Genomic DNA, 20,266 nt, shown 5'->3' on the forward strand with positions numbered 1-20,266 from the left:
CTGATTGTTATAGTGTGAAATGTAGCGTGGTTGTTCGGTACCCTGATACAGGGTTTCATGGTCGGCAAAAATATCACCGAAATTACGCCAGCCGTATTCGTCTATTTGCTCACGCTTGCGATAAAAATTATTCTCTCCATTCAATCCTTGCTGAATTAAAACGGCCAAAGGATCGCCCCGCTCTGTGGTCAACCAAGGCATGGCCTGACTTTGTGCCAGATATTCTGCATCAAGTTGTGGTACCAAGGGGGCATAACTCCAGGCCAGCGTATTCGCTTGCTCACTATAGCTTAGCCACAGGGAGCGGGTTTTACGCTCGCCACCCTGTAGTTCGTGGGCAAGACCATTAGCCAGTTGCGCAAACAGATCGCAGCGCAGCTGAGTTGGGCTAGCTTCCAGTGCGTTGGGGAAGTTTTGCCAGAATTCGGGAACACTTATTTGTAGCGGATGCTCACCATGCCAAAAGCTAAACAGCGGATTGGCACGCCGCCCTTTTTTGAGTAGGGCATTCTCAGAAGACAGTTGATAACCCTGAAAGCTGGTAGTTATAACACCATCTTTGTTTACATGGTTAGCGCTATGCCAGTTTTCACCACCGCTAGAATCCTGATGCAAAAAGACTGATTGCAGTTCAAAGCGTTCACCAGGCTCCGTCAAACAATCAGGGATAATATAACTTTTCTTAAGACTGGGTGCAGTTAGCACCAGGCTAAAGCGATTAAAATGCAATGAGCCAGAATCGCCTAAATCCCATAGTCCGCCTATATGTGCTGACCGTCGCGGATTATGCAGGGTAGTTTTCAATTGTATCAGACCATCGGCATGATAAATCGTAACCGTAAGCTTGATATTGGCGATGGCATTTTCTGTTGTCAGTAAGCCTGTGCCCTTAGTTTGCACTAAGGTTTTCGTATTGTCCGATCTTAGGATTTGCCAGTCTTCCAGGTCGAAAGCAGTGATGTTGTTTTGTCTATCATTAAGCTCAAATTGAAGTTTTAAAGATACATCTGGTGTAGCTGAAGAGCTAATGCTTATGGCATTTGGCCTAAATTGGTAAATGCGTTCTGCTGTCTCAATAACCAAAGAACCCGCCTTCTTTTGACAACTAACGGGGTTTTGTTCTGAAACGGCAGCAGCATCATTTAAGCGTAACTGCAGTTGTTTTTCAGTATTCGCTGCAATATCAACCCGGCTGTTGATTAAGAGCCAGCGAATACTTCCATCCGGCCAATAAAGCGTGGGCTCTGCGTTTAGTGGCAGTTGCAGCTTATCATCCCATAAGCTAAATAAAGTATTAGCCGGACATATGCCTGCAGCAAAAGGAACGCCTGTGGTAACTGGCTCTTGTTGGCGGTTAAGGCCGGCGGTTTCTTTTAGGAAAATAGTAACGGACAGAGACTTTAACGTCTCGGTTTGTGTATGAGGGTTGGTTACAGTGTTGTGCTCAGCCGCCATGACGTTGTTTACGCCTCGTTTTTAAGCTGAACGTTTTTGGCTAGGCGTTGCTTTATTTTTGGTAAAAAAATGACCATTTTCCCCAAGTTTTTCAGGGTAAGATCCTGTTCTAAAATGCTTGCATTAATATCATTCATGGTTGCGGGCCATGCTACAAAAGGCAGCGGATCAAGGTAGCGCTCCTGAAGTTGGCCCACCTTATAGCGGGTGATCCTGTTTAAATAGAGTCTAATGTCATGCCGACGCCAGGGTTTTAAACTATCGAAAGTAAAGCCAACCCCCTCCAGAAAAGTGACTTGGTGGGTGTACTCAGATTTATCAGCGCTAAGGTTATGATTAATGAGTTTGGTAAGTTGAGAGTCAATCCAGCTTAAGCCGGCTGGTAATCTAATGTGCTTTTGTTTTAACCGGACTAAAAAGTCGTGTTTTAAGCCATACAAATTGCCAAACATGCAGGAGTAACGGGTCGCTAATTCAGTATATTGTGCCAGGTTACGTCCGCTTTGGGGCAACCCCGTTACCGCAATTCGTTCTGAGGTTTGAAGCTGTTGAAATAACTTACCAAAAGCCTGTTCGGTAAAGGTAACATCACTGTCTACGAAAAAATGTACTGCGCATTCAGGTAAATATTGATAAACATACTGATTCCAGGCGTTACATTTATCACCCAATGCCAGAGTCACCACCTCAAAGCTACATGGTGACTGTTGCTCTAATACCGCTTTTGCAATCTGATAGGTGTGGTCGGTACAGCCGTTGGCAATCACTGCAATATGTTTTAACTGTGAGTCAGCATTTTTTAGTATGCTGCTGAGGGTAGCGCCGATAGTGCGTTCTTCATTGTAAGCAAATGCAACTACAGAGTAGCCTGCTTGCTGAGTGGTTTCGGGAGATTGTGTTGCTGAATCATCCGTTGAGATCATTAGTTCCATCTATCCATCACGTTTTTTGAAAGGCACTTTAGAGATTTTGACACGTTATTATAGTCAAAAATCGCTGGTCACTCTCATTGAAGTTTACCTTGCCGTAGAGAGGGGTTCAACAAGAACTTTGCAGAGTTAACTAATGCTGAAAGTTTTTAGAACTTAAGTGAAATTATTACAAAATCGTTTGTTAATTTGATATTTTAGCGCTCTGAATTTCCTTTGGCTTATAACGAATATCTTGATGAAGCTCTTAAAAAAAATCTTGCCAGTATCTGGCTGGAATGAACGGGTAAAAATTGATACCAGATTCGATAATATTGATCATCAGATTAAGCAGGTTTTCTCCAAAGATTCTCTTGTTGAGCAAGACTTTAAAGCGCTTTTTCATTATTTTGTTGAAGGGATTGACGCATACCATCTCAAGGGCACGTCCACGGTCGATTATCCCGGTATACCGGGTTCTCGTGGTCGATTTGTTGAGGGAGTGGAGGGCTTTGCAAGGTGTGCCCCACTTTTAGCCAGTTGGCTTTATGCCGGAAGAGATCAACAAATTATACTGTCTACAGGTAAAATTTTTAAATTAGATGAATATTTAAAGCTTGTTTTGATAACAGGCACCGATCCAAAGCATCCGGCATACTGGGGGGGAATTCAGGATTTTGACCAGAAAGCTGTTGAAGCTGGTGATATTGCAGTTACATATCAGCTTTTAAAAACGCTTTACTCTGAAATGTTTACAGAGCAAGAACATCAAAATATCAGAATCTGGCTCGCCCAGATCAATAACGTAAAACTTTATGGCGGTAATTGGTGTTTATTTCCTTTGATTATAAATTGCGTTCTGTCGGATGATGATTCTCATTACCTAGAAAATATGGTTAAAGCGTACGAAGAATTCAAAAGTTTTCATGTTGGTAATGGTTGGTTTGGAGATGGTAAAGGAGGAATTCCAGATTTTTATAATGCATGGCAGTTTTATTACTTTTTGTTTTGGTTTAATAAATTTATGCCTGAACACGATACCGCTTTTATTAAAGCCGCTGTGAGTGAATTCTCCGAGTCATATCTGTATTTCTTCTCAACAGAAGGTTTTCCAATTTTTGGACGTAGTCTCAGTTACAGAACAGCATTGCCAGTACCACTTATAGTAAATGTGCTTATTAATGGAGAAAATGCGGAAAGCGCAAGAAGAGCACTTGAAGTCACATGGTCGCACTTTATTAAAAACGATGCATTACAGGGCGGGAGTTTAACGCAAGGTTACTATGGCAACCAGCCTGACTTACTTGAAAATTATAGTGGTCGCGGCAGTGCGCTTTGGGGCGTTCGCTCCTTAACCATTGCGCTTTTAAATAAATCTGATTCTTTTTTCTGGATGTGCACGCCTGAACCACTTCCAATAGAGAAAACTGACTATGACATCGTGATAAATGGCCCTGAATTCAGGCTGATTGGTAATAAAGAATCTAAGCAGGTTAAACTTAAGCGGGTTCCTGTTTTTCAGAACCGTCAATCTAACCAGAATATCTCGCGCCTTGGCTTTGTCAGGCAGTTTCTGCAATTTGTACTAAGGCGACCTTTAAGGCCTGATAACCTTCATATTAAATATGGTAGAGATGAATACGTAAGCGATGATTTTTTCTGTAGGTAAAGTCATGTTTTACCTGACTGAACAGCTGGTGTTACATAAAAAAATGGAAAATTATGGATATTGTAGTCATTGCCCACCGGGTACCTTACCCGGCAGATAAGGGTGAGAAAATCAGGACATTTCATCAGCTTAGCTATTTAGTTGCACGAGGGCATTCGCTTACAGTGTTTGCACCGGCCGAGGATGCCGCCGATGTTGAGTTTGCCCGCCAACTTGCCGCAAAGCTCTCGATTCGGGTCTATACTGCGCCACTGGCGTCGGGAGGGTGGCGCAAGGTCCGAGCCTTGCTGATGGGGCAGGCTATTTCCGCTTCGTATTTTTACAGTAGGGCGTTACAGCGGTTAATTACTCAAAGCCTGCAACAGCAGGCACCTGATGCGGTCTTAGCAACCAGTTCGGCCGTAGCCATTTATGCAGAGAAAGCCATCCAACCACTGTCAGCGACATTCCGGCCGCGATTATTAATGGATTTTATGGATTTGGACTCCGATAAATGGCAACAGTACAGTGCCAAGGCTCGCTGGCCGATGAACTGGGTTTATCAGCGTGAGGCGCGGTTAGTCGCGAAACTGGAGCAACAGATCTATCATACTTTTGATCAAAGTTTCTTTATTTCCGCTAACGAAGTCAGCCTCTTTAGCTGTCAGCTGGCAGAGACCTCCAAAGTTGCCGTGTTGGCCAACGGTCTGGATACTAAGGCGTTTTATCCCGGACCAGTGAAGGAAGCGTCCCAGGTTGCCGCTGCACCAGTGTTTTTGTTTACCGGTGTGATGGATTATTTACCGAATGAAGATGCGGTGCTCTGGTTTGTCGAGGCGATGTGGCCGCAGCTCAGGCAACAGTATCCGGCGGCAACATTTTATATTGCCGGAATGAACCCCAGTAAACGCATACAGCAATTGGCTAAGCAGCCAGGTGTGGTAGTAACCGGTTATGTGGTAGATATTCTGCCGTACTATCACCAGGCAGATATCTTTGTTGGGCCATTTCGCTTAGCTCGTGGGGTGCAGAATAAAATTTTACAAGCCATGGCCTGTGGCCTGCCGATCGTGACGACACCACTGGGCGCTGAAGGCATTGCTTGTGAGGATGGTGAGCACTTATTACTGGCGTCGGATCCGGCACAGTTTATTGCTGCTATTACGCGTTTATTGGCGGAAGCGGCGTTAAGGCAACAATTATCTGCTGCAGCGTTACAACTTATTCAACAACACTATAGCTGGCAAGGGGTATTAGCCCCGCTCGCTGCCAGTTTAACTGCGCAACAAGGTCAATCATGAAAACCTTAATCAAATCTCTGTTACTTGGGTTTATGACGTTGTTGGCCTTACCGTTATTAATCGGTTATCTGTTGTTACGACCATTCAGTCAGAAAGACAGTTTATTTGCCGGTTGTGCGCAGTTGTTGTCTTTAGTACCAGGTAAGCTTGGTAGTTATTTGCGGGTAGCGGTATACCGGTTACTGATGCAGTATTGTGGTTCTAATTGTTATATTGGCTTTGGTGCCTTGTTCTCGCAACAGGGGACGGAGCTGGCGGATGGCGTTTATATTGGTCCACAGTGCAACATTGGTCTGTGTCGCATTGGTGCAGACACTTTACTGGGTAGTGGTGTGCATGTTCTCAGTGGTAAGAACCAACATAATATTACTGATCCAACCAAAGCCTATAAAGACCAGGGCGGACGATTTGAAAAAATCAGCATTGGCCAAAATTGCTGGCTTGGCAATGGTGCCATTGTGATGGCGTCGATTGGTGATGGCAGTATAGTGGGGGCAGGGGCCGTGGTCACCGAGGATGTACCTCCGGGTGTGGTAGTGGTTGGCAATCCGGCTCGCATTGTGCGGCAGGTTGCGGATTTACAGCGGAATGCCGAGAGTACCGTCCATGGCTGAACAGTTGGTAGACTTTGTTATCCCGCATATGGGGCGTCCGGAGTTGTTGGAGGCCACAATCAAGTCAATCCTGGCGCAGTCGGCCGCCGCGTCCGTTGGCCAGATTATTATTGTAACCAAAAATACCTCGCCTTTAGCCTTGGCGGCCGATCCTAAAGTCAGCATTTTTTACCGGCCTGAGGCAAAGACTATTTCAGAGCAACGCAATTTTGGTGCAGCTCAGGGCAAAGGGAACTACCTGGCATTTTTAGATGCCGATATTCAGTTGGCGCCTGAATGGTTGACAACCTGTTTAACACTGTTGCAGCAACCCGGCAGAGTACTGGTAAGCGCCATGCAGCAAAATAGTGCTCATCCCTCAAAGGTTGAGCAGTTGCGCACAACGTTGAGTAATGCCGTTGTAGACTGCGCGGTGAATTTTTTACCTGGGCGGAATCTCCTGTTATCCAGAGCTCATCACCTGCAGGTCGGGGGCTTTCCAGAGCACTTACAAACTTGTGAAGACTATTACTATACCGACAAGCTAAGTCATCTGGGTGAGTTATATTACACCTCGCAAAGCAGTTATGTGCACTTGGGAGAGGATCAAACGCTAAATCAAACCTTTCGCAAAGAGATCTGGCGTTCTGAGTATAATCTTAAGTCCTTGCATGGACGAGCTATCCCGCTTCGCGAATGGCCCAGTATCCTGTTGCCGTTTTGGATCCTATTTGCATTTATGGCGTTGCTTGCCAGTGTCTTTTATCCGGCCTGGCTGTCAGCTGCCGTAGTGCTGCTACTGTTACCGGTTATTTTGTATAGTCTGCGTTTATATCGTCTACCAAATAACAGCATAGATCTGATGTTTCTGATGATATTTTACAGCGTATATTTTACCGCCAGAGCCATTGGTACTCTGGCCGGCGTGCGGTTTTTCTTTTCTCGTAAGGATGCGTTATGACAATTCGGGTATTGCAGTTTATTTGCCCTGCTGGCTATTACGGTGCAGAGCGGTGGGTAAATGCGCTGTTGTCGGTGCCACCTAGTGCCGATGTAGAACAGCACTTGGCCATTACAGAGGAACCCGGGGTCTGTGATGAGGTATTGCAGCGCTGCGGTTTACCTGAAGCGCGACAGCACCGGATTGCCATGTCTTCTAAATTTGATTTACGGGCTCTCAAAGGCTTAGTCGACCTGATTCGTCAGCAACGCATTGATATCATTCATACCCATGGTTATAAATCAGACATTCTCGGCGCAATTGCCGCCAGATGGGCGGGTATTGCCTCCGTTTGTACGCCACATGGTTTTGAAAATTCTACCGATAAAAAACTGCGTGCTTATATGTGGCTGGGGGGTAAAGCTTTTCATTGGTTTGATTGGGTGTGCCCGTTATCGCCGGATATTCAGCAAACCGTGTTAACTCAATACCGGGTTAATCCTGCTAAGGTTCGCTTGATTAATAACGGCGTGGATCTGGCTGAGATAGAACGCGCTATGCAGCAGCCTGCTGTCAAAACTAGCGATGATTTTACCATTGGTTATATTGGTCAGCTGATTAGTCGTAAAAATATTAGCGCAACGCTGGAAGCTTTTGCCTTATTACAACAACAGGCGCCACAAAGTCGCTTACTACTGATTGGTGATGGTGAGGAGCGACAGCGATTAACTGAGCTGGCACACAAGCTTGGTGTGGCGCAAAAAGTCGAGTTTCTTGGTTTTCGGGATGACCGCTTACAGTTGCTGCCAACCTTTGATTGTTTTGTGATGACCTCGAGCCTGGAGGGCATTCCTCGGTGTTTAATGGAGGCAATGGCAGCCAAGGTCTGTGTGACTGCCTTTAATATTCCTGGAGTAGATCAACTTATCAGTCATCAGCGAACAGGTTTATTGGCAGATTATGGTGATAGCAAGGCGTTAACGGCGTTGTGGTTAAGGTTAATCGATGATCCGGCCGCTAAGCTACGATTAGCCGAGGCGGGTTGCCAGTTTGTTTATCAACACTTTTCTGCACAGGCGATGGAGCGTGCTTACTGCCAGCTCTATGTTGAAATGCTTAATCCGCGCGCTGTTTAGATTGCGCAGCAACTACAGCCGCTAGCCTTGTTTGGGCTTCGACCAGTTGCTGCGCTGAAACAACCGTTTCACTGGCACTGGTCGCTACCGCAAACAGTATTGCCGGCTCGTCTTGTTGTAGCCATAAATTAGCTAGTTGCAGTAATTTTACCAATACGCGGTTAGTGGTTTTCACTGAACCAATTTGGTACCAGTAATCTATACGCTGTGTTTGTCCTGAGACATTGACTAGTTCCAGGCTGCCATAGCTGCTAAACAATGCACCTGTTTGCTGCAGTCGTCGAATCGTCCAGCGGTCGGTAGCGAATAACGTATTGTGCCAGGTAATTAGATCGCCCTTATCCTGCCGGTTTGCATAAGTTGCTACAAAATACTCGATACCTTGTGCATCTTGCCAGTGATCGCGGCTTAAGCCATCATTAAAGCGGATCCCCCAATTGCTGTTGGCTGGTTGAGCATCTGCGGGGGTAAATAATGCTGCAGGAGTATCTGGCATGATGGTTAAAGGCAGAGAGTAGCGTAAGGCGACACCCAGTACTAAGGGTAATAACAGGGCTAATGTGGTCAGGCTAATATTGTTTGGGCGTGAACTGACATCAGCCGCGACCGCAGTATCGGTATTATCAGCAAATTTTGCTCCAAGCCAGAAAGAGCAAAACATCACAATAAAAAATACCAACCAGCCGTAGTAATAATGATCAGCTCCAAACCCATAAGCCATCTGCGTACTCTCACCAATTACAACCAGCAAGAAAGCGCGGATGCCATTAGCAATAATTGAGAGAACTATCACAAAAACAATAAACAACAGCGATTTATAAAGCTTCTGATAATGTAAATATGAAAACAAACAAGACAGCACCAGACTACTGAGCAGGAAGTTTAATCCTGAACAGGCAACAGCTACCTCAAATACCGCTGAAGCGGTATACAGATAAAGGCCATCACGGTAGACCGGCATATTGATAAGGTGCAACATCGACACAACTAAATCGGCGGTTAGCTGTTGCAAAAAGGGATTTGCAGCTTCTCCAAATGGGACCAAGAAAATTAAAAAGCCAATCGGGAACCAATAACGTTTAAAAAACTGGTGTCCGAAAAAGCTCCATAACATCAGCTGCAGATAAATTATTGCAGCAAATTGACTGACAAAATTGATATTGATGCTATAAGCCAATAACCACACCAGTAGTAAAGGTAGTGCCAAAATAGCGGGTAATACGGTGGGCTGCGGTTTAATTTGACTCAATTGCGCCCGATCACGATAGAGTAGCCATAGACTGATAGGTGCGATCAAATAGCCATGCATATAGGTTTCAGAATGCCGCCAAATCGATTCCATACTGAGCAGTGATGGCCAGAACACCAGCAAATAAACACCCAGCAGCACAGTGCCTAAAGCGTAGACTATGGTGGGTGGTGTGAGGCGATTGGTGTGTTCTGAGGCAGGCAATCCATGCTCCATAGCGTTTTATTCCATTCAGGGTTAAGCCTGGTGATAGCGGTCAAAAACCTGCTTTACAGTATTCCATTGATAATCTTGCAACAGGGCGGTTAGCTTGGCTTCCATTTTTCCCAGATTGACATAGTGACGGAATTTAGATTTTGCGCTGGCATCCTTTATCCGTGGTTGTTCCGGATCAATTTCCCACGGATGGAAATAAAACATATAAGGCGAGGCGCTGTTTAGTAAATAGCGATTAATTAAACGTTTGCTTAGCCAATAGGGCAGTAACCGGAAATAGCCACCACCGGCAACCGGCAACTGTTTGCCTGCCAGATTCAGGATTGGCATCGGGCATTCCCAAATCCCTTCTGGCCGCATATAAGGTTGTTGTGGCCAGTCAGGCGTACCGTATAAATCATGTTTTACCGGATAAGTACTGGAGCTATATAAATAGCCCGCTTGCTTTAACTCAGCAAAAGCCCACTCATTGGTTTTATCAATTGAAAAGCTGGGTGCGCGATATCCATAAACGTCTGCACCTATAATATCCTCAAGCAGCTTTTTGGTATCTCTGATATCAGTAGCAAATTCAGCGCGGCTTTGTAAGGTGGCTTTGGTATGGTTATAGCCGTGGCTGGCTACTTCATGTCCAGCAGCATGGATTGCTCTTACTAATTGTGGGTAGCGCTCTGCGACCCAACCCAATAGAAAAAACGTCGCTTGGGCTTGTTGTTGCTCAAATAATTCCAATAAGCGGTAGGTATTACGTTCAACGCGCACTGGCATTTTGTGCCAATCGCTGCTTTTGATATTGTTCTCAAAGGCAGCAACATGGAAATAATCTTCAACATCAACGGTGAGTGCGCTAATGCGATTTAACTGCGTCTTCGTCACTATTAGCGCCCTTTACCAAAGATAACGATTTCAACGGTCCGGATTAGAATAGTCAGATCTAGTAGCAAGCTACGATGTTTAATATAGTACAAATCAAACTTTAATTTCTCCATGGCATCCTCTGCTGAGGCACCATACGGATATTTTAGCTGTGCCCAGCCTGTTAAGCCTGGTCTGACATTATGGCGCTGCGCATAGTAGGGGATATCTTTTGTCAACTGGCTAACAAATTCTGGTCGCTCAGGTCTAGGGCCAACAAAACCCATTTCTCCCTTAAGTACGTTGAACAGCTGTGGTAGCTCATCGATGCGATATTTGCGAATAAAATGGCCAACTTTGGTGACACGGCTGTCGTTTGTGGTAGCCCATTGCGCACCATTTTTCTCCGCGTCCTGACGCATACTTCGGAATTTGATAATTTGAAAAGGTTTACCATCAAAACCAACCCGGATCTGGCGATAGAGGATAGGCGCACCAGTTTTCCGACCGTCTTCCAGATAGATGCACAGCGCCGTAATTAACATAATCGGCCAGGCGAGTAGCAAAGTAATTAAAGCCAGAATAACATTTAACCGATAATCAAGGCTGGTGCGGAAACGTTGGCTAATCGACAAGCCGTTGGAATAAATAACCCAGCTGGGGTAAATAAGATTAACCGCAATTTGACCGGTTTCGCTCTCAATAAAGTCAAGAATGTCTGTTACATCGATGCCGCGAGTTTTGCATTTAAACAGCAGATCAACCGGCAACATATTGCGTCGCTCATCGCAGGCAATAACGAGCTGGTCAATGTTATTCTCTTCAGCAAAGGTAAACAGGTCGTTTTGGAAGTCCAGAGTGATAAGTTTTTCGTCAGGAATATAACCTGGTTTGTCGCCGGGAATATGCACAAAACCGACAAGCTCAAAATAGCGTCGGTCTACTGTGCGGCGCATTCTTTTTTCGATAATGGCAGCGCGCTCCCCTGAGCCTAATATCAACACCCTGCGGCGGCTAAGCTGTGAAATGTCGTGGTACTGAAAAAGCGCCCGGAATGCAGCGACCAGCACTACAGCTAACAGACTACTGAGCAACAATGTTAACCAGCCAGGTGACATTTGTGGCGACAGGTTGAAGACCAGCAATTCCAGCAATGCAAAGTTAAACAGCTGTGTTAAAACTAATCTTTTTATAATTCCAGTATTGGTTTCACGAAGTTTTTGGTCGTACAAACCTAAGGAGAGCGATGACAGCATACTGCCGCAGGTAAATACAAATACATACCCGAGTTGCCATTCGGCATTGAGGGTCAGAGCCAGACCTAATTGAATACCAGCAAGATAGCCCAGGTGGCAAGCCAGTAAGATTAAGCTCAACTCGCCAAAAAGCAGGATCGTGTCCGATACTTTGAAGCGATTGTTCCTTTTATTGAGCATATAACTTCCTTGACGCAAAACTGCAGACAACTATTACAGAGGGCTTACAGCAAGAGACCAGCAGTAGTCTCAAACGCACGAACCTTAATCTAGCTGAATTCTGGCTTAATTTCTAGCCAGTTTTTTAAATAAAAGATGTAAAAAGTGCAGCCAAACGACTATCTTTTGGTTATATTGATTTCGCATCAGACAAAAGGATGAGTTTTATGACCAACGCCGCTCTAACTAAAAATGCAGTATTCGCTGCTGTAATTATGGCTTTAGGCTTAACCGGCTGTGCCCAAAACAATACACTACCCAAAGCTACCGTTCAAAATTCACTGACCACAACGGTTGAGAATTACCAGTATCTGATAGGCCCCGATGATACCCTGACGATCTTTGTCTGGCGTAACCCGGAGCTGTCGGGAACCTTTATCGTGCGTCCTGATGGCCGTATTTCTACCTCTTTGGTTGAAGATATCCCGGTAAGTGGTAAAACGCCGACTCAGTTAGCGCGGGATATGGAGCAGATTCTGGCTAAGTACATCCGTGACCCTGTTGTTACGGTATCGGTTAACAATTTTGTTGGTCCATATAGTGAGCAAGTACGGGTGATTGGTCAGGCGACCAATCCGCAGGCAGTAAATTATCGCCAGTATATGACGTTATTGGATTTGATGATTGCAGTAGGGGGCTTAACTGAGTTCGCCGCCGGCAACAGTGCGAAACTGGTAAGAACACAAAATGGCTCACAACGAACATATGAAGTGCGGTTAGATGATTTGATTCGGGATGGAAATATCACAGCCAATGTCGATATTCTGCCCGGTGATATCATTATTATTCCTGAGGCCTGGTTCTAACGCGATAAGGCATTACGCATTTAACTTTGGATCTTTCAGGGAGGAGTAATGAGAGAGATTCAGCAGGCGTTAGAGTTACTAAGCACTTATTTGCAGGGTGTTTGGTTGCGCCGCCGCTACATTATTATAACCGCTTGGTTGGTTTGCCCGGTCGGCTGGTTCTATGTCTATAAGATGCCGCCGACTTATGAGGCCAGTGCCAGACTTTATGTTGAAAGTAGTACCTTCCTTGAGCCAATTCTAAGGGGGCTGACTATTAACACCAGTCAGCGCGACGAGATTAACTTAATGGCCAGGACATTGTTAAGTCGCACTAACTTGCAGAAAATAGCGCGTCAAGCTGATTTGGATTTACAAACAAAAACCGATCAGGAGTTTGAAGCGCTAATCGATCGTTTGTTGAAAGATATTAAAGTTTCAGGTACCAGTCGCGAAAATATTTACTCAATAAGTTATACCAACCCACAGCCTCAGGTTGCGTTAAAGGTGGTACAAGAGACATTAAATACTTTTATGGAAAACCGGATAGGCTCTAATCGGGCAGATTCTCAAGCAGCTCAGGAGTTTCTGGATCGTGAGATTGCGGACTACGAGCGCCGTTTAGCTGAAGCTGAACACCGGTTATCGGAATTTAAGCAACAACGAATGAATGTGCTGCCGGGCTCAGAGACTAATTATTACACTCAGTTAGCGGCAGAAAAGCAACGCTTGGAGACAGCGCAGCTTGAGTTATCCGAGATGGAGACCCGGCTTGCGGCAGCACGTGGTCAGTTATCAGGCATCAACCCTGCCGATGGCAGCTCGTCCAACATTACAACCCAGTACGACGAACGGATTAGGCAGTTGCAAACACAGCTGGATAGTGCGTTGATCCGTTTTACCGATAACCACCCCGATGTACTGGAGATCCGGAGATTGCTGGATAGTTTGGTAAAGCAACGTGAGAACGAGCTTGCTGCGCTCGCAAAAGCCGGTAATGCTAATTCAGGTTCAGGATTCGTTGCCACGCAAAACTCGCTCTATCACGAATTGCAACTTAATGTAGCCCGTCTCGAAACCGAGGTGGCATCGACCCGGGTTAGGGTGGGCGCATTTCAAAGACGGGTAACCGAACTGGAAGGGCGCTTAAATCTGATACCAGAGATCGAAGCCGAGTTTTCGGGTTTGAATCGTGATTACAATGTTACTCGCTCGAAGTACGAAGCCTTACTGGCTCGCCGCGAAGCTGCTGAGCTGGCCCGACGTGCTGACGCGTCAGAGCAGGATGTGCAGTTCAAAATTATTGAGCCACCGCGGGTACCTTTTGAGCCGTCCGGCCCGAACCGTCGCGTGCTTTATTCGGTTGTGTTACTCATCGGTATTGGTGCTGGCATCGGTATGGCGTTTTTACGCAGCCTAATCTCCCCGGTATTAAGTCGTGCCTCTCAGCTTGCCACTATTAGTAATTATCCTGTGTTTGGCGTGATTTCTCATACACGTAAAGCGCAGATCTTAAGACAGGTTCGGATGCACTTTGTCTATTTTTCAGCATTAAGCTTGTTGTTATTGTCTCTCTACATAGTCTTGATGAGTAATGACATTATTTTCGGCCGTTCTGCTGAGTTGTTACTGAGGGTAGTAAGGTGAGCATTATTGAAAAAGCATTAGCCCGCAAAGCCGGTCAGGTATCGCCAGGCATTGGTTCATCTGATCCAGAAAACAATGGCCGGCAGGCAGCGGGTTTTGACACAAACTTACTCGAATCTGATGGTGCGGGCTCTGCGGCAAACTATGTTGAAATCGATTTGAAAGCACTGGAACAGCAGGGTTTTGTGTCGTTAAGTACACAACGACGGCTGATCAACGAAGAGTACCGGGTCATCAAGCGAAAACTGATTACTAATGCGTTTGGTCAGTTGGCTGCGACTTTACACCATCCTAATTTAATAATGGTGTCCAGCTCCCGGCCCGGTGAAGGTAAAACCTTTTCATCGATAAACCTGGCCTTGAGTATTGCGTTGGAGCAAGATAAAACCGTGTTGTTGGTTGACGCCGACGTACTGCGTCCAAAGGTCGCCAAAACGCTCAATGTAAGTCACGCCGTTGGTTTAACGGATTACTTGCTGGATCCGGAGATAAAGGTTGCCGATATTCTGCTCAACACCAATGTGCCACGCCTAAAGCTGGTTACTGCCGGCACGCCTCATCATTTGTCTACCGAGTTATTGGCTTCAGACCGTATGTTACGGCTTGCCGCTGAATTTGCCAATCGCTATGCCGATCGGGTTGTGATCTTCGATGCACCGCCGCTGCTGGGTGTAAACGAAACCGCTGTTTTGGCGACGATGTGCGGACAGGGCGTTATGGTGGTGGAGGAAAACAAATCGCGCTTGGCTGAGATTGAACAATCCGTGGCGTTATTACCGCCGGAAATGGCTGTGGGATTTTTGATTAATAAAGCGCATCGTAATCAGGGAAAAGGATACGGTTATGGGTACTATTATGGCGCGGGTTAGAACCTTCGGCAGTAAAAGATATTGGCTATGCCCGGCGATGACGGTGCTGCCGTTGGCTTTGGTTGGTCCACAAGCTATTGCTGCCGAAAGTTTATTTGACGCCTCCCTTAAAAGTGCAGTGTACGGGTATCAGTTAGAGACGGCAGAGCAAAGTAATAAAACGGATGATTTAGTTTGGGAGTTAGCGCCCACCATTAACTGGCAGCGACAAAGCGCTGCGATGAAAACACGTATCAACTGGCGGCACGAAACCTTGTTCTACAATGATGCACAACCGGATAAACGCAGTTTTAACGAGTTTGATTTTAATAATCAGATTAGCTTTTTTCGCGAACGTTTAATCTGGTCTTTGGATGCCTCGCAAGCCTACCAAATTAGAGACAGTCGTCTGGGGATTTTCTCTGACAAAATTACCGGTGCAGAAAATTTAAGTAAAACTAACCGTTATGGTTCAGGTTTGTTATTTCGTAATCTAAGGTCGGCAAAATACCGCACTGAGCTGGATTTGAGCTATCGGAATTATGATTCTGCTGCCGCTGAAGTCGATGATGGACTGCTTAGCTATCGTACTGAAGCTTATGATGGCCGCTGGTTGTTTGGAACTAACGACAGAGGGCTGAATTTTTTCTGGCAGTATAATGGCAATATACAGCGTGCAGAAAGATCGACTGACAACAACGTTTCCGGTCTTTTACACGGCCTGGTTGTCGGTGTACCCTTTGCTCCTAAATTTTCGGTTATCGGTCGCGCAGGTTCAGAGCGGCTGGATAATGGCCGAGAGTATGATAATAGCTTTGATTATTTTGGTGCGGGCGTGGAGTTTCGGTTCGGCGCACGCTCCCGGATAAATGTTACGATGAACCGAAGTGATTCTGAAGCCTTCGGTCAGCGCAAGGAAACCGATACTTACGCTGCGTCACAGTTTTTAATTGCACCAACTCGCCGTACCAGCCTGGAAGGGTCTTTTGACCGCCGCTATTTTGGCCGCACCTGGGATTTACAGGGTAAATATGATCTGCGCTTTTTATCGATGCGGCTGCGAATTAGCGATAACGTTAGAACGCAAAACCAGTTTGACCGCGAGTTAGAAGATTTAGGAATTTTTGTCTGTCCGGTAGGCAGTACCGATTTATCGGGTTGTTTTAAGCCGCCAACCGACAAGTATATGCCGGTGTTTGGTGAAACCTTACTGCAAGTGCGGGGGCCAAACTCTGAGTTACGTGAAGAGCTGGTCGAACAACGGAATCTTAGCTTGACAGTAGCGTACAGCAAGAATCGGCTCAATGCGTCAATCACGTTGTCGGACACCGAATTACGCTACGTCGAGTCGGGTGATTTTAGTACGAATCAGGGAGCGGCTCTGCAACTGAGTTGGAAGTTAACGGAACACAGTCAGCTACTGGCAAATGTAAATTACTATGACATCGATTACCGTAACGAGAATCGTAAAGACGAGAACTTGTCTGCATCTGTTAGTTATCAACAGCAATTGACTAAACGCTCAGATCTACGGTTTACCATCAGACGTCTCGATCGAAACTCTTCAATCGCAGAATTCGATAACAGCGAGAATCGGGTTTGGATGGAGTACACCTACAAGTTCTAAAGGAACAGCCGGATAATTAATCCGGCTGCCTGTTGTTTAGCCTAAGCCCTGGTCGCGTTGCCGCTTTAAAATTAACTCATCCAATTCTTTTAACATTCTGATTTTCAGCTCTAGAGAGTCATTTAATAGTTGTTGCATGGGTTTATCTTGCTCGAGCTCAGCACTAGCTTGTACGTTTTCTGCCGATGCTGCAGCAGGTTTTGCTGTGTTGCTCAGGCTGGGGGCCGCTACCTGATGGGCTACTTCGCCATTAACTTCATCGACGACTTTCTGCACATGCTCCGCAGAGAGAAAAGACAGCTGCTCTAAAAAACCCAATAATAACACTCTATCCATCAACAGGTTGATTTTACGCGGAATACCGCGGCTAAAACGATGGATAACAGGGTAGCTGTCAGGGCTGAGTAGCGGTTCGTTGATGCCGGCAGCTCTTAATCGAAACTCAATATATTCCCGCGTTTCATCTTCCTGTAACGGGGTTAAATTCGATGAAGCGATAATCCGCTGCCGAAACTGCTCCATATTCGGTGCCTGGATAATGGCATTTAATTCGTTTTGGCCGAGCAGAAAACTTTGTAGTAGAGGCGAGCCGTTGATTTGGAAGTTAGACAACATCCGTAACTCTTCAATCGACTCGAGTGGCAGGTTTTGCGCCTCGTCTACCAGCAGTAATGCCCGCCGGTGCTGAGTGTGTAACCGTTTTAAATAAATATAAATCGCATCCAAATAGGCTGCTTTGCTGTGCTCATTTACAACCAGATTAAAACTACTGGCGATCATGCGGATCAGATCGTCCGGAGCCAGCTTAGAGGTGACGATTTGCCGGGCAATAATTTCATCCGGGCTCAGTTGTGCTAACAGTTGATTGGCGATAGTGGTTTTGCCGGTGCCAACATCGCCGGTAATCACGATAAAGCCTTCGCCTTGCGACAAACCATATTGCAGATACGCCAGGGCCTTTTTATGCAGCCTGCCGGCATAGAAGCAACCGGCACTCGGGGTTAGCTGGAAAGGGCGCTCAGAAAACCCATAATAAGACTCGTACATAAAACTCCTTATGCTGCTCCAAATCTTCCTGGTTCGGGAAAGGCGTGACGGTGTAAATGCTGTGCCTGCAGCTATTTAACCACTTTTTTTCGCCAGAGTCTAAAATTTGCCCGAACAATCTAACCCTTATAAAAAATTGTTGACAGGGATCAGCCGTCAACCTAGAATGCGCCCCGTGTTCAGCGATAACGCTTGCGTGTTGATGAGCATAGAAAAGTGTGGGGCTATAGCTCAGCTGGGAGAGCGCTTGCATGGCATGCAAGAGGTCAGCGGTTCGATCCCGCTTAGCTCCACCAAGATTTATCTGCGTCCCCTTCGTCTAGAGGCCTAGGACACCGCCCTTTCACGGCGGTAACAGGGGTTCGAATCCCCTAGGGGACGCCACTAAATCTACACACTTTTCACGACTGTTACAGCGTCCCCTTCGTCTAGAGGCCTAGGACACCGCCCTTTCACGGCGGTAACAGGGGTTCGAATCCCCTAGGGGACGCCACTAAATCTACACACTTTTCACGACTGTTACTGCGTCCCCTTCGTCTAGAGGCCTAGGACACCGCCCTTTCACGGCGGTAACAGGGGTTCGAATCCCCTAGGGGACGCCACTCATTAAAGTGGTATTTTCCTGGACTAACAGTTCTACATCATTCGGGGCTATAGCTCAGCTGGGAGAGCGCTTGCATGGCATGCAAGAGGTCAGCGGTTCGATCCCGCTTAGCTCCACCAAGATTTATCAGCGTCCCCTTCGTCTAGAGGCCTAGGACACCGCCCTTTCACGGCGGTAACAGGGGTTCGAATCCCCTAGGGGACGCCACTTCAGTCACACCAGCACACTGTTATGTCCCCTTCGTCTAGAGGCCTAGGACACCGCCCTTTCACGGCGGTAACAGGGGTTCGAATCCCCTAGGGGACGCCACTCATTAAAGTGGTATTTTCCTGGACTAACAGTTCTACATCATTCGGGGCTATAGCTCAGCTGGGAGAGCGCTTGCATGGCATGCAAGAGGTCAGCGGTTCGATCCCGCTTAGCTCCACCAATTTCCAGTGCGTCCCCTTCGTCTAGAGGCCTAGGACACCGCCCTTTCACGGCGGTAACAGGGGTTCGAATCCCCTAGGGGACGCCATCTTTTATCTCTGATCTGTTTCATATTCTAGTTAATTGTATCGCCGTGATGGCGGTGTGACACCGCGCGATCATTTTGCACGGCGGTAACAGGGGTTCGAATCCCCTAGGGGACGCCATTTTAACTTCCAACTCTTCATTATTATTCTGTAAGTTGTTGCAGCAGCGGTAACATCAAGTCGCGGATCAGCGGCTGCGCCTTCGCATTCGGGTGGATGCCATCCTGCATCATCAACTCTGGCCTGACGGCAATTTCATCCATAAAAAACGGCCATAGCGGGATCTCATTAGCTGCGGCCAGCTGCGGGTATATTCCGGTAAAGCGTTCGACATAACGTGGTCCATAGTTTGGCGGGATCCGTATTTGCATTAACAATGGCTCGGCATTATGCTGCTTGACCAGATTAATCATTTGTTGCAGATTGTTGGCAATTAATTGCGGATCAAAACCGCGTAAACCATCATTGCCACCCAGTTCAATTAATACCCAGGTTGGTTGGTGCTGTTTAAGTAAAGCGGGCAGGCGGGCTAAGCCACCACCGGTGGTTTCACCGCTAATACTGCCGTTCACCAGTTCGATTGGGCTGTCTGCCGCCAGCAATGCTGGCCAGCCTTGATGTTCTTGTAAGCCATAAGCGGCGCTTAAACTATCACCCAGAATCAGTAACTTTTGCGCCAGCGTTGGTTGGCTAAATAAACAGAAAATTAAAACGAAGATAATGCGCATGACAACAACACCTGAAGTTCATATTAAAGCGAGTCATTTGGCTAAACGGGTTAACCTGACTGAAGGATCACTCACTATCCTGCATGATATCAGCCTGACAATCAATCGCGGGGAGTCGGTTGCTATTGTGGGCGCGTCCGGCTCAGGCAAGTCAACCTTACTTAGCTTACTGGCAGGTTTAGACCAACCTACGGCTGGGGAAGTGTATTTAGCTGGTCAGCCGCTACATCAACTGTCGGAAGACCAGCGGGCCGCCGTGCGGGCCAGTCAGGTGGGCTTTGTATTTCAATCCTTCTTACTGCTGCCGGCACTGACGGCGCTGGAAAATGTTACTTTACCGGCCGAGCTGGCCGGGGATCGCCGTGCCCGTTCCCGCGGACTGGAGCTATTAGCGTTAGTTGGCTTAAGTGAGCGCGCGGATTTTTATCCGTCACAGCTGTCTGGCGGTGAACAACAACGGGTAGCTATTGCACGGGCTTTTATAACCCGGCCCGCCATTTTATTTGCGGATGAGCCATCGGCGAATCTTGATGCGGTTACCGGGCAACGTATTGAAGACTTGTTATTTGAGCTTAATCAGCAGCAGGGGACAACCTTAGTACTAGTGACGCATAGTGATGCCTTAGCCAAACGCTGTCAGCGACAACTGAAGATGCAGGCTGGCCGCTTTATCACTGAGGAGCAATAAG

General features: G+C 46.7%; 16 protein-coding genes, 9 tRNA genes and 2 pseudogenes. 19 read left to right on the forward strand and 8 right to left on the reverse strand.

Going from position 1 to position 20,266, the window contains the following annotated elements; translation table 11 throughout:
• The 3 genes and pseudogenes from AAY72_RS16665 to AAY72_RS04165 all read right to left on the reverse strand — a co-directional run.
• Nucleotides 1-900 (reverse strand): annotated as a pseudogene (locus AAY72_RS16665) (hypothetical protein); the annotation flags it as partial.
• Between the two features lie 315 nt (nucleotides 901-1,215).
• Nucleotides 1,216-1,455, reverse strand: a pseudogene (locus AAY72_RS17025) (hypothetical protein); the annotation flags it as partial.
• An 8-nt stretch (nucleotides 1,456-1,463) separates the two neighbouring features.
• Complete coding sequence (locus AAY72_RS04165) at nucleotides 1,464-2,387, reverse strand: glycosyltransferase family A protein (protein ID WP_231728891.1); 924 nt, start codon at nucleotides 2,385-2,387, stop codon at nucleotides 1,464-1,466.
• A 235-nt stretch (nucleotides 2,388-2,622) separates the two neighbouring features.
• On the opposite strand from AAY72_RS04165, the gene AAY72_RS04170 reads away from it, so the two are divergent.
• From AAY72_RS04170 to AAY72_RS04190, 5 genes are read left to right on the forward strand one after another with little or no spacing between them, the layout of a single operon-like run.
• Nucleotides 2,623-4,032, forward strand: a complete 1,410-nt coding sequence (locus AAY72_RS04170; RefSeq protein WP_057785708.1) for a DUF2264 domain-containing protein — start codon at nucleotides 2,623-2,625, stop codon at nucleotides 4,030-4,032.
• Nucleotides 4,033-4,085: 53 nt separating this feature from the next.
• Nucleotides 4,086-5,312 (forward strand): TIGR03087 family PEP-CTERM/XrtA system glycosyltransferase, encoded by a 1,227-nt coding sequence (locus AAY72_RS04175; protein WP_057785709.1) that lies wholly within the window; start codon nucleotides 4,086-4,088, stop codon nucleotides 5,310-5,312.
• Complete coding sequence (locus AAY72_RS04180; protein WP_057785710.1) at nucleotides 5,309-5,926, forward strand: DapH/DapD/GlmU-related protein; 618 nt, start codon at nucleotides 5,309-5,311, stop codon at nucleotides 5,924-5,926. The genes AAY72_RS04175 and AAY72_RS04180 overlap by 4 nt, the downstream gene beginning before the upstream one ends.
• Nucleotides 5,919-6,866: a glycosyltransferase family 2 protein gene (locus AAY72_RS04185; protein WP_057785711.1), complete on the forward strand. Its 948-nt coding sequence runs from the start codon at nucleotides 5,919-5,921 to the stop codon at nucleotides 6,864-6,866. Before AAY72_RS04180 ends, AAY72_RS04185 begins: the two co-directional genes overlap by 8 nt.
• The gene (locus tag AAY72_RS04190) at nucleotides 6,863-7,981 is read left to right on the forward strand and encodes a glycosyltransferase (RefSeq protein WP_057785712.1); all 1,119 of its coding nucleotides are present in this window, start codon (nucleotides 6,863-6,865) and stop codon (nucleotides 7,979-7,981) included. The genes AAY72_RS04185 and AAY72_RS04190 overlap by 4 nt, the downstream gene beginning before the upstream one ends.
• Here the strand turns inward: AAY72_RS04190 and xrtA are convergent.
• From xrtA to AAY72_RS04205, 3 genes are read right to left on the reverse strand one after another with little or no spacing between them, the layout of a single operon-like run.
• Nucleotides 7,962-9,446, reverse strand: a complete 1,485-nt coding sequence (gene xrtA / locus AAY72_RS04195) for an exosortase A (protein WP_057785713.1) — start codon at nucleotides 9,444-9,446, stop codon at nucleotides 7,962-7,964. The two genes, AAY72_RS04190 and xrtA, sit on opposite strands and share 20 nt — an antisense overlap.
• Before the next feature lie 21 nt (nucleotides 9,447-9,467).
• Nucleotides 9,468-10,322, reverse strand: a complete 855-nt coding sequence (locus AAY72_RS04200; RefSeq protein ID WP_057785714.1) for an XrtA system polysaccharide deacetylase — start codon at nucleotides 10,320-10,322, stop codon at nucleotides 9,468-9,470.
• Nucleotides 10,323-10,324: 2 nt separating this feature from the next.
• Nucleotides 10,325-11,737: a TIGR03013 family XrtA/PEP-CTERM system glycosyltransferase gene (locus AAY72_RS04205; RefSeq protein ID WP_057785715.1), complete on the reverse strand. Its 1,413-nt coding sequence runs from the start codon at nucleotides 11,735-11,737 to the stop codon at nucleotides 10,325-10,327.
• Nucleotides 11,738-11,943: 206 nt separating this feature from the next.
• Here AAY72_RS04205 and AAY72_RS04210 point away from each other — a divergent pair, with 206 nt between their 5' ends.
• Genes AAY72_RS04210 through AAY72_RS04225 form a run of 4 tightly spaced genes read left to right on the forward strand, consistent with a single transcriptional unit; the run spans nucleotide 11,944 to nucleotide 16,683 of the window.
• Nucleotides 11,944-12,582 carry an XrtA/PEP-CTERM system exopolysaccharide export protein gene (locus AAY72_RS04210; RefSeq protein ID WP_008983144.1) on the forward strand — a complete coding sequence of 213 codons (639 nt, stop codon included), beginning with the start codon at nucleotides 11,944-11,946 and terminating at the stop codon, nucleotides 12,580-12,582.
• Nucleotides 12,583-12,630: 48 nt separating this feature from the next.
• Nucleotides 12,631-14,208, forward strand: a complete 1,578-nt coding sequence (locus AAY72_RS04215; protein WP_008983145.1) for an XrtA system polysaccharide chain length determinant — start codon at nucleotides 12,631-12,633, stop codon at nucleotides 14,206-14,208.
• Nucleotides 14,205-15,077 (forward strand): XrtA-associated tyrosine autokinase, encoded by an 873-nt coding sequence (locus tag AAY72_RS04220; protein ID WP_057785716.1) that lies wholly within the window; start codon nucleotides 14,205-14,207, stop codon nucleotides 15,075-15,077. The genes AAY72_RS04215 and AAY72_RS04220 overlap by 4 nt, the downstream gene beginning before the upstream one ends.
• On the forward strand, nucleotides 15,052-16,683 hold the full coding sequence (locus tag AAY72_RS04225; RefSeq protein WP_057785717.1) for a TIGR03016 family PEP-CTERM system-associated outer membrane protein: 1,632 nt from the start codon (nucleotides 15,052-15,054) through the stop codon (nucleotides 16,681-16,683). Before AAY72_RS04220 ends, AAY72_RS04225 begins: the two co-directional genes overlap by 26 nt.
• 36 nt (nucleotides 16,684-16,719) lie before the next feature.
• On the opposite strand, the gene AAY72_RS04230 is transcribed toward AAY72_RS04225, so the two are convergent.
• A complete protein-coding gene (locus tag AAY72_RS04230; RefSeq protein WP_057785718.1) occupies nucleotides 16,720-17,730 on the reverse strand; it encodes an ExeA family protein in 1,011 nt (336 codons plus the stop codon).
• 220 nt (nucleotides 17,731-17,950) lie between these two features.
• Between AAY72_RS04230 and AAY72_RS04235 the strand changes: the two genes are divergently transcribed.
• The 9 genes from AAY72_RS04235 to AAY72_RS04275 all read left to right on the forward strand — a co-directional run bounded on the left by AAY72_RS04235 (nucleotide 17,951) and on the right by AAY72_RS04275 (nucleotide 18,851).
• A tRNA-Ala gene (locus tag AAY72_RS04235) sits at nucleotides 17,951-18,026 on the forward strand.
• Nucleotides 18,027-18,038: 12 nt separating this feature from the next.
• Nucleotides 18,039-18,114: transfer RNA gene (locus AAY72_RS04240), tRNA-Glu, on the forward strand.
• A 33-nt stretch (nucleotides 18,115-18,147) separates the two neighbouring features.
• Nucleotides 18,148-18,223 (forward strand) — tRNA-Glu (locus AAY72_RS04245).
• Between the two features lie 33 nt (nucleotides 18,224-18,256).
• Nucleotides 18,257-18,332: transfer RNA gene (locus tag AAY72_RS04250), tRNA-Glu, on the forward strand.
• Nucleotides 18,333-18,377: 45 nt separating this feature from the next.
• A tRNA-Ala gene (locus AAY72_RS04255) sits at nucleotides 18,378-18,453 on the forward strand.
• 12 nt (nucleotides 18,454-18,465) lie between these two features.
• Nucleotides 18,466-18,541: transfer RNA gene (locus AAY72_RS04260), tRNA-Glu, on the forward strand.
• 26 nt (nucleotides 18,542-18,567) lie between these two features.
• Nucleotides 18,568-18,643 (forward strand) — tRNA-Glu (locus AAY72_RS04265).
• Between the two features lie 45 nt (nucleotides 18,644-18,688).
• Nucleotides 18,689-18,764 (forward strand) — tRNA-Ala (locus AAY72_RS04270).
• A gap of 11 nt (nucleotides 18,765-18,775) precedes the next feature.
• Nucleotides 18,776-18,851: transfer RNA gene (locus AAY72_RS04275), tRNA-Glu, on the forward strand.
• A gap of 141 nt (nucleotides 18,852-18,992) precedes the next feature.
• Here the strand turns inward: AAY72_RS04275 and AAY72_RS04280 are convergent.
• Nucleotides 18,993-19,577: an arylesterase gene (locus tag AAY72_RS04280; protein WP_008983149.1), complete on the reverse strand. Its 585-nt coding sequence runs from the start codon at nucleotides 19,575-19,577 to the stop codon at nucleotides 18,993-18,995.
• Here AAY72_RS04280 and AAY72_RS04285 point away from each other — a divergent pair.
• A complete protein-coding gene (locus tag AAY72_RS04285) occupies nucleotides 19,576-20,265 on the forward strand; it encodes an ABC transporter ATP-binding protein (protein WP_008983150.1) in 690 nt (229 codons plus the stop codon). The two genes, AAY72_RS04280 and AAY72_RS04285, sit on opposite strands and share 2 nt — an antisense overlap.
• The last annotated feature ends 1 nt before the right edge of the window (nucleotide 20,266 follow it).

This window comes from Alishewanella sp. WH16-1 (genome assembly GCF_001441695.1).
Classification (GTDB): domain Bacteria; phylum Pseudomonadota; class Gammaproteobacteria; order Enterobacterales; family Alteromonadaceae; genus Alishewanella; species Alishewanella agri.